The sequence below is a fragment of the Micromonospora arida genome, assembly GCF_042873195.1.
In the GTDB taxonomy this organism is placed as follows: domain Bacteria; phylum Actinomycetota; class Actinomycetes; order Mycobacteriales; family Micromonosporaceae; genus Micromonospora; species Micromonospora arida.
The window spans coordinates 351,731-366,661 of record NZ_JBIALC010000001.1 but is presented as its reverse complement, the minus strand read 5'-3'; the positions used below and the strand labels follow the sequence as shown (position 1 = coordinate 366,661).

Genomic DNA, 14,931 nt, shown 5'->3' with positions numbered 1-14,931 from the left:
TAGCACGCATCAGGGAAATTTGTACTGTTATTGCGTTTGTCGTCCTTTAAGCGAGCTTTCTTCGTGGCTCCGTGGCGGGCTCTGCGACCCGTCCAGCCGCCTCGTGCAACAGCCGTTCGATCTGGTCCACGCCGGCGGGCAGCGACATCTCGCGCAGGTACGCGGCCCGACCCCGGCGACCCATCTCGGTGCGGGTCGGCGGCGGAATGGTGGCGGCCAACCAGAACCTGTCGGCCAACGCCGCCCAGTCCTCGGGTGGGCAGGACAACCCAGCCCGAGCCCGTTCGACCAGCTCGGCCGTGTCCCCACCGGCGGACGCGATCACCGGCGCGGCACAGGAGAGCGCGGCCTGGAGCTTGCCGGGCACCATGCCGCGCAGCTCCGGAAGGTTGCGCAACATGACCAGTTGATAGTCGGCGGCGGCGTACAGCTCCGGCATGTCGACCGGCGACCGCCGCTCCAGGAAACGGACGTTCCCCGCGCCCAGCTCGGCGGCGAGCCCCCGCACCTGCCGCTCCGCCGCGCCCGAACCGACCAGGACCAGATCCATCGTCCGGTCCAGTGCCGCGGCCGCACGGACCGCGGTCTCCAGCCCCTGCCGCGCCCCGATGGTCCCGGCGTGCATCACCACGCACCGGCCGTCGCGACGGACCAGCTGGCGAGCCGCCACGCCGGGTGTCGCCGGGTGGAAGATCCGCTCGTCGGTCCAATTCAGCACCAGCCGGACCCGGGCCGGGTCGGCACCGGCCGCGACCACCAGATCCCGCATCGACGGCGCCGCGACCGCGATTCGCGCCGCGGTCCGGTAGATCCGGGTCATCGCGCTGCCCATCCGTGCCGCCCAGCGCCCCTCGCCCCCCTCGTCCGCGCCGTCGCGAGTCCAGACGTCCTGCACGTGCAGCACCGCCGGCACCCGCCCGAGCAACCGGAGCACTCCGGCGGCGGCGAACGTCGTCGCCGGCAGTTGGAAGACGTAGAGGGCGTCCACGTCGCCCAGGAACCGGCGTGCGACCAGCCCAGCGCTGCCGGCGAAGGAGAGGTAGCTGGCCATCCGGCCGCCGACCGACGCGGCGCCCCCGGGGTACCGCGGGACCCGTCGGACGCTCAGCCGTTGGCTGTGCGTCTCGTGGTGCCACCGCTGCCGCCAGCCGGGATAGACGTGCCCGCCGGGGTAGTCCGGAAATCCGGTGAGGACGCGTACCTCGTGCCCACGCGCGGCCAGCTCCTCGGCGAGGCTCCCCGGGATGAACGCCGGCTCGGGCGGAAAGTGGTACGACAGGATGCCGATCTTCACCGGTGCGCCCCCGTCCCACAGGGATCGCCGGCGACCGGCGCGGCACCACGACCGGCCGGCGTGCGGCGCGCGTACGATGCCGACAACCCCTCCCCGCGCGGCCACCGGCGTCGACGCACCGCCCCCGCGGTGCGAGCGCTCGTGTCCGTACCGATGAGAGGGGCACCGATGGCTGATCGCGTGTTGTTCGTCTGCCACGCCAACCTGTGCCGGTCGCCGATGGCCGAGTACCTGGCCCGCCGGCTGCTGGCCGACCGACCCGTCGAGGTGGCCAGCGCCGGCACCGACGCGGTCGACGGGCTGGCCATGCACCCGTACGCCCTGGAGGTCGCGACCGAGATCGGCGCGGACCCGGCGGCGTTCCGGACCCGGGGGTTGCGGCCCGAGTACCTGGTCGACGCGACGCTCGTGCTGACCGCGACCCGACGCCAACGCTCGGTCTGCACCGCGTTGGCGCCGGGAGCGCTGCACCGGACGTTCACGCTGCGCCAGTTCGGCCGGCTGGCCGCGGCGGCCGAGCCGCCCGCCGACTCGGCCGACGACCCGTTGCGGGCGGCCATCGCCGCCGCCGCCCAGGCCCGGGGACGGCTGCAACCCGCCGCCCCGGACGAGGACGACCTTCGGGACCCGATCGGCGGTACCGCGGCCGACTTCCGACGCTGCGCCGAGGAGATCGAACGGTCGCTGCGACCCCTCGCCGCGCTCATCGGGGCAGCCGGGTGAGTTCCTGGGTGTGGTCGGGGACGCCGTTGACCCCGTCGGCGGTCGCGCTGTGCCGGCCGGACGCGGCCCTGTCGGCCGGCACCGACGCCTCGGCCGTCGAGGCCACCACCCGGTAGGCCTCGTACTGGTACGCCTCGGCCTTGGCCACCTTGGCCATGTTCAGCACACAGCCGAGCAGCCGGACCGAGACCGAGTGCAGTGACCGGGCCGCCGCAGCGACCTGGGTCCGCGAGGTACGGCCCTGCTGGGTCACCAGCAGCGCGCCGTCGGCCTGCACGGCCACCACCACGCCGTCGGTCACCGCGAGCAGCGGCGCGGTGTCGATGATCACGATGTCCGCCGACTCGCGCAGCGCCAGTAGCAGGTCCGACATGGCCTTGGAGCCGAGCAGCTCGCTCGGGTTCGGCGGGGCCGACCCGCTGGGCAGCACCAGCAGCGACTTGTCGCCCCAGCGCTGCACGACGTCGCCCACCTTCACGTCACCCACCAGCACGTCGGTGAGGCCGACGCCGGCATCCAGGCCCAGGTAGTCGTCGACCTTCGGGCGGCGCAGATCGGCGTCGACCAGCAGAACCCGCCAGCCCGCCTCGGCCAACGCGATGGCCAGGTTGCAGGAGAGCGTGGTCTTGCCCTCGCCCTGCAGGGCGCTGGTCACCGCGATGACCCGGGCCGGTTCGTGGACGTCCACGAAGCGCAGGTTGGTCCGCAGCTTGCGCACCGCCTCGGCGCGCGCCGAGGTCGCGGCGTCGCCCACGATCAGCGGGGCGCTGCGGGCGTTGGCCTCGAACGGAATCTCACCGAGCAGCGGGCTGCCGGTGGCGCGTTGCAGGCCGGCGGCATCGCGCAGTCGGACGTCGGCGACGCCCCGCAGGATCGCCAGACCCACGCCGAGGATCAGACCGACCAGGCCACCGAGGGTGAGGTTGCGGGCCGGCTGCGGCGAGACGGGATTGGCGCTGACCCGCGGGCCACTAACCACTTCGATCTTGATGGGCGCCTTGCCCTCCGGGGTCGTCTCGACCTTCTGAACGAGCTCGACGAACTTGTTGGCGAGGCTCTCCGTCACGCGCAACGCGCGGGTCTGGTCGGTGTCGGTCACCGACGCCCGCAGCAGAACGGTGCCGGTCTCGGTCGATGTGCTCACCCGGCGCTGCACCTCGTCCGCGGTGAGGCCGACCGGAGTCTCGGCCACCACGCTCTGCGCCAGCCGATCGCTGCTGAGCAGGTCGGCGTACGACTTGACGCGCTGCTGGAGAAAGAGCCCGCCCTGATAGGCGTCGCTGACGCCGGTGTTGGGGGTGGTGACGAAGAAGGTCACCGAGGCGACGTACCGGGGTTGGGCCCGTACGGTCAGGAACGCCGAGACGCCGAGAGCCACCATGACCGTGACCAGCGCGACCCACCAGTGCCGACGCACGTGGCGCAATTGGCGGAGCAGGTCCATCAGGAGCGCCCCCGTGCCGGTCCGGTTACGGCAAAGAACTTCACGAAAACCCCCAAGGTCGTCTCTAAACTCGTGAAACCATTAAAGCGGCTCATACGGCTTATGTCCGGAGTTATGTATTTTCCGGCGGCGAGATGTGCGCCCGCATGACCAACCCGACAAACGCCCATTCGGCTGCGGCGACAACGGGGAAAAGTCGGAAGCCGATCGGATGGCGTCCGATCGGCCCAGCGGTCGCCGCCGACCGCGCCGCCGGATAGGGTTGACAGCGGTGTGCCGGGAAGTCTGGTCGGCGAGTGGATTCCTGCCGTCCCGACTCCCGTAGGTGAGCCCAAAGTTGACCTCCCCCACCCCGCCATCAGGGCCGCGTCCGCCGAAGATCCGGCTGTTCTCCCGATCGTCCTGGCCGCAGGCCCGGCACATGGCCGACGTGCTGCGCACCGAGACCGTCGGCGGCGTGCTGCTGCTGTCAGGTGCCGTGATCGCGCTGATCTGGGCCAACTCCCCGTGGTCCGACTCGTACACGCGGCTCGGCGACGTGGTGCCCTGGCCCGGCGCGCCCTGGCACCTCGACCTGAATCTGGCCACCTGGGCGGCCGACGGCCTGCTGGCCATCTTCTTCTTCGTGGTGGGCCTGGAGCTCAAACGGGAGTTCGTCGCCGGTGACCTGCGCGACCCGCGCCGAGCCGCGCTGCCGATCGCGGCCGCGCTCGGCGGGATGCTGCTGCCGGCGCTGATCTACGTGGCGGTGGTGCTGAACGGGGGCGGGGACGGCCTGCGCGGGTGGGCCATTCCGACCGCCACCGACATCGCATTCGCGCTCGCCGTCCTCGCGGTGGTCAGTTCACATCTGCCCCAGGGCCTACGCGCATTCCTGCTCACCCTCGCGGTGGTCGACGACCTGTTCGCGATCACCATCATCGCGATCTTCTACACCGCCGACTTCCACCCCGTACCGCTGCTCGCCGCGTTGGCGCCGATCGGGCTCTTCGCGGTGCTGGTGCAGCGGGGGCGCACCTGGTGGTGGGCGCTCATCCCCCTCGCGATCGCCGCCTGGACACTGGTGCACGCCTCGGGCGTGCACGCCACGGTCGCCGGTGTCCTGCTCGGCTTCACGGTCCCGGTGCTCGCCCGTCGTCCGGCGGGCGGCGAGCAGCCGGCCACCGCCAGCGAGGGTGGGCTCGCCGCCCGCCTGGAGCACCGCTGGCGGCCGGTGTCGGCCGGCTTCGCGGTGCCGATCTTCGCCCTCTTCGCCGCCGGGGTCACGCTGCGCGGCACCGACCTGGGCGCCCTGCTGAGCGACCCGATCGTGATCGCCATCGTCGCCGCCCTGGTCTTCGGCAAGAGCATCGGCATCTTCGGCTCGACGTACCTGCTGGCCCGGTTCACCCGCGCCGAACTGGACGAGGACATCACCTGGGCCGACCTGCTCGGGATCGCCCTGCTGGCCGGCGTCGGCTTCACCGTCTCGCTGCTCATCGGCGACCTGGCGTTCGGGGTGGGCAGCACGGCCGACGACCGGGTCAAGGCGGCCGTCCTGCTCGGCTCGGTGATCTCCGCCGGGTTGGCCGCCACGGTGCTCAGCCGCCGCAACGCGGCGTACCGGAGGGTGGCCGAGCGGGAGCGGCTGGACGCCGACGGGGACGGCGTACCCGACGTCTACCAGCACCCCGAGACCCGCTGAGCGCGCCGACGCGGCCCGGTGAACGCGAACGCCGAGGGGGCGGCGCGGCCCGACCAGCGCGGTTTCGCCGCCGCACCAACCGCGCGGGCTCGCGCTCAGCGGCGACGGTCGGCGGGCGGCAGGTCCTCGGTCTCCTCGACCAGCGCCTCGGCCGTCGGCCCGGTGAAGTCGTCGCCCGGCACCGCCACCTCCTCGACCCGATCCTGCTCGTCGGGCTTCCCGCCGGGCGGCGGCTCCGGGGCGGTGCCATCGCCGGCGAAGCCGTACTCGTTCGGTTCGTCGTGCCGGCTCATGTGGTCATCCTCCCGCTTTTCCCGCTTCACCTGTCGAGGCCAACGGTAGGTGGTGATCGTCCTCAGCGCAGCGCGCTGGGGATTGTCGGCCGGACCATGGGGGTGGGCGGCTCAGCGCCGCCCCGAGCAGCTGACGCAGGGCGATGATCGCGACCGCGCCGGCCAGGCCGTTCCAACCCGGCTCGCCGGCGAGCCGCAGCAGACCGGCCGCGGTGAGCAGGTCCAGCAGCACCCGGACGCCGCTGCGCAGCGCCCCCGTGGTGAGCGTGGTGAGTACCCCGGCGACCAGCGCCAGGACGGTGGCCGCCGTGACCAGGGCGCCCGTCACGGTTGACGCTCCCCCTCGGCCACCTGACGCTGCTCCTGACGGATCTCGCGACCCAGGAAGTAGTTCAACGCCGTTCGGATCGTCGCGATCGCGGCCAGTTGGCCGATCTGCGTGAACGACGGGGACACCGCCGTGCGCAGCACGTCGGCCGCCAGCTGAAATTCCAGGCCCAGGGTCAGAAAGCGGCCCAGCGAGAGCCGGATCGGCGTGAAGCGGGCGGCGCTGCGATGTCGCAGCCCTTCGACCACGAACCGCACCGCCGCCCACACCGCGCCCACGAAGATCACCAGCGCGCCGGCCACCTCCACCACGGCAACCAGCACCTGATCGCCTTGGCGCAACAACTCGGCCGGATCCACCCCGGGCCGTTACCCGCCCACCAGGCGGCTAGTCGGCGCTCAGGTCAGCTCGTTCACCGCCTCCAGGATCAGCCAGAGACCGGAGATGGCGAAGAGGATCGCGGCACCGTACTTGATGGTCTTCTCCGGCAGCCGCCGACCGAGCATCCGGCCGACCAGGATGGCCAGCGCGTCCGCCGCCACCATGCCGATGGTGGAGCCGAGCCAGGTGCCGAACCAGCCGTACTTGGTGGCGAGCGTGATCGTGGCGAGCATCGTCTTGTCGCCCAGCTCGGCGAGGAAGAACGCCACCGAGACCGCCACCAACGCGGTCTTGTTGGTCTTCTCCGCCTTACGCTTCTCCTCCTCGGTGAGTTTGTCCCCGCGTAGCGTCCACGCACCGAACCCGAGGAACGCCACGCCGGCAACCAGGGAGATCCACTCGGTCGGCAGCACCGCCCCGAGACTCGCGCCGATGGCGACCGACGCGAGGTGCACCACCGCGGTGGCGACCGTGATGCCGATCAGCACCGGAATCGGTTTGAACCGCGTGGCGAAGGTCAGCGCCATCAGCTGGGACTTGTCCCCCAGCTCGGCGACGAAGATGACGCCGAAGCTGACGACCAGCGCGGCGAAGAATCCCTCCATGACGTCCTTCCCGTTCACGCCGGGAGGAGGTACAGGGGCGCCCTCGACCCGGCTGCAACAGCCTGAGTCGAAGGTCTCGCCCGCCCCGAAAAAACCGGGGCCGCGTGGCCGGATGCGGAACGCACCAGTATGTCGACCACGACATTGGGGGCTACTCCCCTTCGCGTGGTCAGCCTATCGGATCACCACCCGGCCCGGCCCAGCCGGGTGAACAGGCTCACCGCGCCCGCGCCAACGTGACGCCGAAGAGCCCGTCCGGGTCGGTCCAGAACTCCGCCGCGGCGAAGTCGGCCATGGCCAGCTCCGCGGCGACCCCCTCCCGGTGGAACTTCGCCGACACCTCGGTACGCAGCTCCTCCCCCGCCGCGAAATCGACTGTCAGCCCGAGCACCCGCACGCTCATCGCCCGGGTCGCCCGCAACCGCATCTCGATCCACTCGTGCTGGGGATCCCACACGGCGACGTGCTCGAACGCGGCCGGGTCGAAGTCGGCGCCCAGCTCCCGATTGATCACGTGCAGCACGTTGCGGTTGAACTCGGCGGTCACCCCGGCGGCGTCGTCGTACGCCGGCACGATCACCGACGGGTCCTTCACCAGGTCCGTGCCGAGTAACAACCAGTCGCCGACCTCCAGCGCGGCGCGCATCGCCGTCAGGAACTCGGCCCGCTCGGCGGGCAACAGGTTGCCGATGGTGCCGCCGAGGAACACCACCAACCGCCGACCGCCGGTGGGCAGCCGGTCCAGTTGCCGGGTGAAGTCCCCCACGATGCCCCGCACCCGCAGGCGCGGATAGTCGGCCGCGATCTGGGCGGTGGACCCGCGCAGCGCACTGACCGACACGTCGAGGGGGACGAACGTGCCCAGCCCACCCCGGCGGGTGAAGGCGTCCAGCAGCAGCCGGGTCTTCTCCGACGAGCCGGAACCCAGCTCGATGAGCGTCTTTGCCCCGGTCAGCGCCGCGATGTCGGGAGCGTGCGCGGCCAGCACGACCCGCTCGGCCCGGGTCGGGTAGTACTCCGGCAGTCGGGTGATCTCCTCGAAGAGTTCGCTGCCCCGGGCGTCGTAGAACCACTTCGGCGGCAGCCACTTTCGCTCGGCGCTCAGCCCTGCCCGGACGTCGTCGCGCAGGCCACGCTCCAGGTCAGCCTCTTCGAGGTAGATCTCCAGGGGTTCCGCGGTCATCGGTTCGCTCCTCTGTTCGATCAACCGTTGCGTGCCTGCCCGGCGCGGCTCACCGGGGTCGGCAGTGGACGTACCCGCACCTCACCCGCGGTGGCGACGACGAGGTGCCCCTCCGGCACCGACCGCCACCCGGGATCGTCGTCGTGTGGCTCGGAGGCGAGCAGCACCGAACCCGGCGTCTCGCGGACCGACAACGCGTGCCCCGCCACGCTGGCCACCACCCGGTGCCCGTCGGTGAGCAGCAGGTTGAGCCGCGAACCGGGGGCGGCGGCGGCGACGTCGGTCACCGTCCGCCCGACTGCCTCGACCGGGTCGGCACCAGTGCGCAACCGATGCCGCACCAGCGCCCAGAGCAGCGCCGAGTCGGTGGTGGCGTCCAGAGTGAGCAGGTCACGCACCGGCAGACCGGCGGCGAGCGGCACCACGGCGTCCGGCCAGCCGCGGACCACACCGTTGTGGCTGAACAGCCACCGCCCCTCGGCGAAGGGCGCCGCCGCGCCGTCGAGCACCGCCATCCCGACCGTGGCCGAGCGCACCGCCGCCACCACCGCCGCGCTGCGGGTCACCGCCGCGAGTTGGGCGATGGTCGGGTCACTCCAGATCGGCTGCGCCCGCCGGTACCGCACCGGCTCACCCTCACCCGGGTACCAGCCGACACCGAACCCGTCGGCGTTGATCGTGCCGCCGCCGCGCATGTCACGGGGCGCCCAGGACTGCCGCACCAGCGAGTGCGGAGGGTCGAACAACAGCTCGGCCAGGGTGACCGGCGGCCCCAGGTAGGCCAGGTGGCGACACATCAGCGCCCCCAACCCGCCGCCGGGCCGCCGGTCGTGCGGCGACTCACCGGTACGACTCGTCCGGTCGCGCGTCCCGGGCACACCGGAAACCGCTGAAGATCTGCCGGCGAATCGGATAGTCCCAGTTACGGAAGGTGCCCCGGCAGGCGGAGCGGTCGGTGCCGAACGAGCCACCGCGCAGCACCCGGTAGTCGCCGCCGAAGAAGACCTCCGAGTATTCGCGATAGGGGAACGCGGCGAACCCCGGATGCCCGCCGAACGCGGTCGAGGTCCACTCCCAGACGTCGCCGATGAGCTGGTGCACACCCAACGGCGACGCGCCGGCCGGATACGCGCCCACCGGCGCCGGCCGCAGATGACGCTGGTCGAGGTTGGCGTGCGCCTCGGTCGGGTCGTCGTCCCCCCAGGGGTAACGACGCGACCGCCCGGTCGTCGGATCCCACCGGGCCGCCTTCTCCCACTCCGCCTCGGTCGGCAGCCGCTTGCCGGCCCACGCCGCGTACGCCTGCGCCTCGTACCAGCACACGTGCACCACCGGCTCGTCGGCGCGGACCCGCGCCCACTGACCGAAGCGCCGATACGACCAGTCGTCGCCGTCAGAACGCCAGTGCATCGGGGCGCTCAGCTGCTCCCGAACCCGATGCTCCCAGCCGGCCGCGCTCCACCAGCGCTGCTCGGTGTAGCCGCCGTCGGCGATGAAGGCCGCGTACTGGCCGTTGGTCACCGGGGCGGCGTCGATGACGTACGCCGGGAGGTCGACCCGGTGCGCCGGACGTTCGTTGTCCAACGCCCACGGATCGGTGTCAGTGCCCATGGTGAACTCGCCGGCCGGCACCAGCACCTCCGCGCCGACCCGGACCGACGACTCGGGCGGCGCCGGGGCGTGCAGCACCGCCGGCCCCGAGCGCAGCTGGTGGGTGGCGAGCATGGTCTCGTCGTGCTGCTGCTCGTGCTGCACGATCATGCCGAAGGCGAACCCGTCGGCGACCAGCGGCCGCTCGGTGAAGGTCACCGCGTCGAGCAGGTCGTGCACCTTGTCCCGAACGGTGGCCAGGTAGGCGCGCGCCTCTGCGGGCGGCAACAGGGGCAGCGCGGGGCGGTCCCGGCGCGGCTGCTTGAACGCGTCGTACAACTCGTCGATGTCACACCGGACCGGCTCCCGGCCGCCCACGTCCCGGACCAACCAGAGCTCCTCCTGGTTACCGACATGGGCAAGGTCCCAGACCAACGGCGACATCAGCGGTGAGTGCTGGCGCGTCAGGTCGGCGTCGTCGACCACCTCGGTCAGCAACGCGGTGCGGGCACGGGCCCGCGCCAACTCCACCGCGATGTGGTCGCGCAACTGCTCGCCGTCGACCCGGCCAGACTGCGAGGCTCGCAGAACCGGCTCACTCCTCGCGCTCACTGGTCTCTCCTCTCTGCGGCGGCCAGCCGCTGGCGTACCCCTCGCTGGATCTCGTCGTGGGTGCTGGTCGGCAGCTCCAGTCGGGGCAGGGTGGTCAGGGCCAGGTCGAGCAGGGCCGCCGCGGCGGCGGCCAGCGCCGGGTCGGCCAGGCCGTGCCGGGCGGCGGCCGACCAGCGGTGCGCCACTGGCGTGGCGATCGTGTACGCCTCCCGCACGGTGCCCTGGTCACCGAACAGGGCGGTCAGCACCGCCAGTGGCAGCCGCCAGCCGCGGTCGGGTTGGGCGTCCAGGTAGCGCAGCTCCAGGTAGCCGCGTGGCCGCACCGGCGGAAAGAGGGTGCTGACGTGGTAGTCGAGGTCATCGGTGGTGGGCGGTTGTGGCAGTGCGCCGTCGAGCCAGTCGGCGAAGGTCACGCCGGGCGGCGCGGCCCAGTCGGCGCTGTGCCGGCGCAGACAGAGCAGCGGCGCGGCGAGCACGTAGCTGATCCAGGCGTCGATCGGATCGTCCCCGGCCCGGGAGGGCGACCAGACCGGGCGGGTCCGGGCCGGGTCGATGGCCAGCCAGGCGGCCATCCGCGCGGAGGCCCAACCGGTGCGCCGCCCCGCGTGTCGACTGGCGGAGGCGAACGCCGCGAGTAGTGGGGGCCCGACCGCGTGGGCCGCGGCCCAGCGGTCAGCGACCTGGTCCGGCTCGCCGGCGTCGAGGCAGATCTGCAGGCCGGCGGTGCTGTACATCATCGTGCGGCCGGCCGGGCCGTGGCGGTCGAAGGCTCCGCGCATCGCGCGGTAACGGGGGGTTTCCACCACCGGGCGGGGCCGTCGGTGGGGGTCGATGCCACTGCTGCCGAGGACCAGCCCGGCGGCGGCCAGCAGGTCGGTGACCTGGGCGATGTCGGCCTCGGTGGCGCGGATCAACGCGGCGACCGAGGGGCGGGGCGGGGTGGAGATCTCCAACTGGCCACCCGGCTCCAGGGTGACCATGCCGCCGTGTCGCAGCGACTCGGCCGGGCTGGTGGCATCCAGCGTGGCGGGGCTGTGCCGCCCCAGCGCCGCCCGCAGCCGCGTCGCGTCGACGGGGCGGGCGGGATCGGCGGCGTCGTGCACTGTCCATTCCAGTTCGACGCCGGTGTGGGTGGGTGGGCCGGTCTTGAAGCAGATCCGGGCGAGGTGTCGGACTGCGGCTGCGGACTCGCGCAGGATGGCGCTGCGGTCCAGGTCGGATGACGTCGCCAAGGGTCGGGCCCCCTCTCCGTGCGCCGGGTCCGGCACACCGTGCCACCGTAAACCCACCCACCGACACCGTCGGGGGCGTGCACGGCGCCACCAACCTCTGTCTAACAGACGAATTTCCGAAGCAGGGCGGAACAAACCGCTCCAACCGCCGACCGGTCAGCCGCCGGCGGAGTGACCCGGTCGCGGCGGTGACGGCGGGGCTTTCCCCGATGGGGACGGCTTGTCCTTCGCCGACTCGGTGGGCGTGACCGTCGCGGGCTCGGACGGCTTCGTCTCGGGTACCACCCGCTGGCAGTACGCCTCGACCTCGGCGGGGCCGCCGGCGGCGGTCACCAGCCTCTGGAAGGCCGGCGTGCGTAGTGCCTTCTCCCGCTGCTCGGGCTTCTTCGCCCGCCACGCGCGGCACAGCCCGTGCACCTGGCCGGCGGTGGTGGGACCGGCCGGCGGCGTGGCGGTGACGGGCGCGCCCGGCGCCGGGGTTCCGGGGCCCACCGACCGACCGGGCTCGGTCGACCGGGATGCGCCCTGGTGCGGCGAGGGTGACGGGCGCGACGGTGCCGGTGCGACCGGGTCTGGCCCTCGGTCCCGGGTGACCGCGGCGAAGGCGGCCCCAGCGGTGGCGGTAGCTGCCACCGCGCCGATCCAGGCCACCGCGCCGGTGGTCATCCGGCGACGGCGTGGCCGCTGCGGCACGGCCGGCGCCGGGTTGGCCCGGGCGGCCCGGAACGCGGCCACCGCGGCGTCCTCCCCGGCCAACTCGCCTAGGCGGACGGGGCCGGCCGCCGCGGCGAGCAACGCGGCCACCGGCTCGGCCGGGGGCACGTTGCGGGCGCTCAGGTGGGCCCCACGTGAGTTCGCGTCCACTGCTGTGGGCGTGGCGGAGGGGGCCTGATCCAGGGTGGCGTCCACCCGCGCAGGGGTCGAGTCGAGCAGCCGCTCGGTGTCGGCGTGGTCGGCTCGCCGGAACGGGTTCATCGGGAGTCCCCTCACGTCAGCCGTCCGCCGGTTCGACGTGCGATGCCCGCAGGGCGGGGCTGCTCCCCGCACGCGGCGGTGGCACCCCCTCGACCCCGAGCGACGACTCGGCCGGGCTCTGCCGCTCCAGCAGGACCGCGAGCCGGCGTAGGCCTCGGTGGGCGGCGGTCCGCACGGCGCCGGCCCGGCGGCCCAACACGCGGCCGGCGGACCCCGCGTCCAGCCCGATCACGGCCCGCAGCAGGACCGCCTCGGCCTCCCGGGGCGGGAGGGTGGCGATCAGCGCGAGGGCGGTCTCGGTACCGAGCGTCTCGCTGGCTCGCTCGGCGGTGTCCGCGTCGCTGGCGAGTTCGGCGAGCGCCTGCACCGGGACCGGCAGCGAGGGGCGGCGGCGCATCCGGCGCAGGTGGTCCATCGCGCGGTTACGGGCGATGGTGACCGCCCAGGCCCGGAACTCGCCCCCGGTGAAACCGGGCAGGTCACGGGAGATCTGGAGCCAGGTCTCGGAGGCGACGTCCTCGGCGTCGGCCCCGACGAGCGCGGTCAGGTACCGCAGCAGCCCGGGCTGGAGGCTGCGGTAGAGAAAGCGGAACGCCTCCTCCTCCCCGGCCTGCGCTGCGGTGACCACCTCCGACAGGTCGGCGGTCATGCGCGGTCCACGCATCGTTCGAGGCGTGTCGGCCCGACCAACCGGGCTGGCGCACACCACGCGGCACGAGTCGTCCGCCCGATCAGCACCAGTACCGCACCGCCCTCCACCGCTCTGATTGTGCCCGCGACCATGATTGTCGGGGCGGCGTGTCCGGGAGCCAACGCCAGGGTGATCGATCGGCGCGCTGCGCGCCGAGGTGGCCGGGAGGGCCCGAGCCGGGCTAACGCTAAGAGCGGGCTCACGACGCGACAAGTCGGCGTCGTGTCACGGAAGAGTGACAATTATCAACTCGGCTCGACGGCGCGTCGTCGTAACGGCACGTACGTGACAGTCGCCAACCACCCCTGGAGGCGGTTTCCTGCCCCCTTTGACGACCCAAGCGACGGAAATAGTCGCTTTTCGTGACACCACACATCCACACCGTCACGAAGGGCGTGCGTCCACACAGGTCAGGCCGGATCGGCCAGTCCGAACCAGCCGCCCGGCGGCCCTGCCACGGCGCGCCGCCCCGCGCCACTCTAGGTACGGTAATGCGGTGTTGTCATCGGAGGTCGTGCTCAGCGGTCGCTACCGCTTGGACGAACGTGTCGCCACGGGCGGCATGGGCGACGTTTGGCGTGCCTCCGACCTGATCCTCGGCCGGCAGGTGGCGGTCAAGGTTCTCCTGCCGGCACTGGTCTCCGATCCCGATTTCATCGCCCGGTTCCGCGCCGAGGCCCGGATCATGGCGGCGCTGCGGCACCCCGGCATCGTGCAGGTCTTCGACTGCGGTGCGGACGACCTCCCCGACGGCGGGCGCGCGGACTACCTCGTCATGGAGTTCGTCGCCGGCGAGCCGTTGTCCAAGCGGATCGAGGCGGCCGGGCGGCTCGACGTGGCCGAGACGATGTCGATCGTGGCCCAGGCGGCCGCAGCGCTCAACGCGGCGCATCGCGGCGGCATCGTGCACCGCGACGTCAAGCCCAGCAACCTGCTGGTGCAGGAGGACGGCACTGTCGTCCTGGTGGACTTCGGCGTGGCCCGCTCCACCGACATCACCAGCATCACCAGCACCAACGCGGTGCCGGGCACCGCCCTCTACATGGCTCCGGAGCAGGCCGCCGGTCGGCCGGTCAGCGGTGCCACCGACATCTACGCCCTGGGCGCGGTCACCTACTGCTGCCTGACCGGCAGTCCGCCCTTCACCGGTGACAATCCGCTCCAGGTCGCCGTGCGGCACCTGGACGACGAGCCACCGGAGCTGCCGCACGACATTCCGGAGGCGGTCCGCGCCCTGGTGTCGCGGGCCCTGGCCAAGGATCCGCTGGAGCGGTTCACCAGCGGAGCGGCGATGGCCGAGGCCGCTCGGACGGCGGTCACCGGCGGCGAGCCGCCGACGGCGATGGCCGGGCCGGTCGCGCTGCGCGACGCTGGGCCGGGCACCCGCACGGACGTGCCGGCCGGCGCGGCGGTGGCGGCCGGGCGCCAGCGACGGCGGGGTCCGCTCGTCGGCGCGGCGGCGGCCATGCTGGTCGCGCTGGTCGGGCTCGGCGCGGCGCTGGCCGCGACACGTAACGTCGGCGACGACCCGGCGGTCAATCTGCCGGCCACCTCGCCGACGGTGGCGCCGAGCGGCCCCGTCGACCTGCCCGCGGCGAACGAGCAGATCACCAGTGTCGAGCCGGTCCGGCCGGACCGGCCGCACGTCTCCAGCAACTCCCCGTCGGCCTCGGTCTCCGCCACGCCGAGCCTGCAGCCCAGCGAGACGGTCGGCCCGCCGACCCCGACGGTGGGCGTCACCACGGCGCCGCCGACCAGCGCGGCGCCCACGACCGCCGCGCCGCCGACGACCGCGCCGCCCTCTGATCCGCCCCCCACCTCCAGCGCGCCGGTCGATCCGGAGGTGCCGGTGGGCGGTTGAGCGGACCAGTGTCGCCGACCCCCGTCAGTCCCACC

The 14,931-nt window shown here is 72.8% G+C and carries 15 protein-coding genes; 3 read left to right on the top strand and 12 right to left on the bottom strand.

The genetic code is table 11. The annotated features are described in order from the left end of the window. Window positions 1–46: 46 nt before the first annotated feature. Window positions 47–1,294 carry a glycosyltransferase family 4 protein gene (locus ACFYP0_RS01815; RefSeq protein ID WP_386993967.1) on the bottom strand — a complete coding sequence of 416 codons (1,248 nt, stop codon included), beginning with the start codon at window positions 1,292–1,294 and terminating at the stop codon, window positions 47–49. Between the two features lie 168 nt (window positions 1,295–1,462). Here ACFYP0_RS01815 and ACFYP0_RS01810 point away from each other — a divergent pair, with 168 nt between their 5' ends. Continuing rightward, a complete protein-coding gene (locus ACFYP0_RS01810) occupies window positions 1,463–2,017 on the top strand; it encodes an arsenate reductase/protein-tyrosine-phosphatase family protein (RefSeq protein WP_124854386.1) in 555 nt (184 codons plus the stop codon). Here ACFYP0_RS01810 and ACFYP0_RS01805 read toward each other — a convergent pair. Next, a complete protein-coding gene (locus ACFYP0_RS01805) occupies window positions 1,998–3,461 on the bottom strand; it encodes a polysaccharide biosynthesis tyrosine autokinase (protein ID WP_124854387.1) in 1,464 nt (487 codons plus the stop codon). The genes ACFYP0_RS01810 and ACFYP0_RS01805 overlap by 20 nt on opposite strands. 337 nt (window positions 3,462–3,798) lie before the next feature. On the opposite strand from ACFYP0_RS01805, the gene nhaA reads away from it, so the two are divergent. Beyond that, a complete protein-coding gene (gene nhaA / locus ACFYP0_RS01800; protein WP_386994835.1) occupies window positions 3,799–5,145 on the top strand; it encodes a Na+/H+ antiporter NhaA in 1,347 nt (448 codons plus the stop codon). Window positions 5,146–5,240: 95 nt separating this feature from the next. Here the strand turns inward: nhaA and ACFYP0_RS01795 are convergent, their stop codons facing one another. From ACFYP0_RS01795 to ACFYP0_RS01750, 10 genes are all read right to left on the bottom strand, one after another. Further along, on the bottom strand, window positions 5,241–5,438 hold the full coding sequence (locus tag ACFYP0_RS01795; protein ID WP_386993963.1) for a hypothetical protein: 198 nt from the start codon (window positions 5,436–5,438) through the stop codon (window positions 5,241–5,243). A 4-nt stretch (window positions 5,439–5,442) separates the two neighbouring features. Continuing rightward, window positions 5,443–5,766, bottom strand: coding sequence for a hypothetical protein (locus ACFYP0_RS01790; RefSeq protein ID WP_386993961.1), 324 nt, complete (start codon window positions 5,764–5,766; stop codon window positions 5,443–5,445). Continuing rightward, entirely contained in the window at window positions 5,763–6,125 is a 363-nt protein-coding gene (locus ACFYP0_RS01785) for a DUF1622 domain-containing protein (RefSeq protein ID WP_124854390.1), read from the bottom strand. The genes ACFYP0_RS01790 and ACFYP0_RS01785 overlap by 4 nt, the downstream gene beginning before the upstream one ends. Before the next feature lie 39 nt (window positions 6,126–6,164). After that, window positions 6,165–6,752, bottom strand: coding sequence for a TMEM165/GDT1 family protein (locus ACFYP0_RS01780; protein ID WP_124854391.1), 588 nt, complete (start codon window positions 6,750–6,752; stop codon window positions 6,165–6,167). A 217-nt stretch (window positions 6,753–6,969) separates the two neighbouring features. Then, complete coding sequence (gene egtD, locus ACFYP0_RS01775; protein WP_355496218.1) at window positions 6,970–7,935, bottom strand: L-histidine N(alpha)-methyltransferase; 966 nt, start codon at window positions 7,933–7,935, stop codon at window positions 6,970–6,972. A gap of 20 nt (window positions 7,936–7,955) precedes the next feature. After that, window positions 7,956–8,732, bottom strand: coding sequence for an ergothioneine biosynthesis protein EgtC (egtC, locus tag ACFYP0_RS01770; protein ID WP_355496595.1), 777 nt, complete (start codon window positions 8,730–8,732; stop codon window positions 7,956–7,958). Window positions 8,733–8,775: 43 nt separating this feature from the next. Continuing rightward, on the bottom strand, window positions 8,776–10,113 hold the full coding sequence (egtB, locus tag ACFYP0_RS01765) for an ergothioneine biosynthesis protein EgtB (RefSeq protein ID WP_124854396.1): 1,338 nt from the start codon (window positions 10,111–10,113) through the stop codon (window positions 8,776–8,778). A gap of 20 nt (window positions 10,114–10,133) precedes the next feature. Continuing rightward, window positions 10,134–11,369: an ergothioneine biosynthesis glutamate--cysteine ligase EgtA gene (gene egtA / locus ACFYP0_RS01760; protein WP_357005515.1), complete on the bottom strand. Its 1,236-nt coding sequence runs from the start codon at window positions 11,367–11,369 to the stop codon at window positions 10,134–10,136. A gap of 156 nt (window positions 11,370–11,525) precedes the next feature. Beyond that, window positions 11,526–12,344: a hypothetical protein gene (locus ACFYP0_RS01755; RefSeq protein ID WP_355496223.1), complete on the bottom strand. Its 819-nt coding sequence runs from the start codon at window positions 12,342–12,344 to the stop codon at window positions 11,526–11,528. Between the two features lie 16 nt (window positions 12,345–12,360). Then, a complete protein-coding gene (locus tag ACFYP0_RS01750) occupies window positions 12,361–12,993 on the bottom strand; it encodes an RNA polymerase sigma factor (RefSeq protein WP_355496601.1) in 633 nt (210 codons plus the stop codon). 538 nt (window positions 12,994–13,531) lie between these two features. Between ACFYP0_RS01750 and ACFYP0_RS01745 the strand changes: the two genes are divergently transcribed. Continuing rightward, a complete protein-coding gene (locus ACFYP0_RS01745; protein ID WP_355496226.1) occupies window positions 13,532–14,896 on the top strand; it encodes a serine/threonine-protein kinase in 1,365 nt (454 codons plus the stop codon). Window positions 14,897–14,931 lie beyond the last annotated feature (35 nt).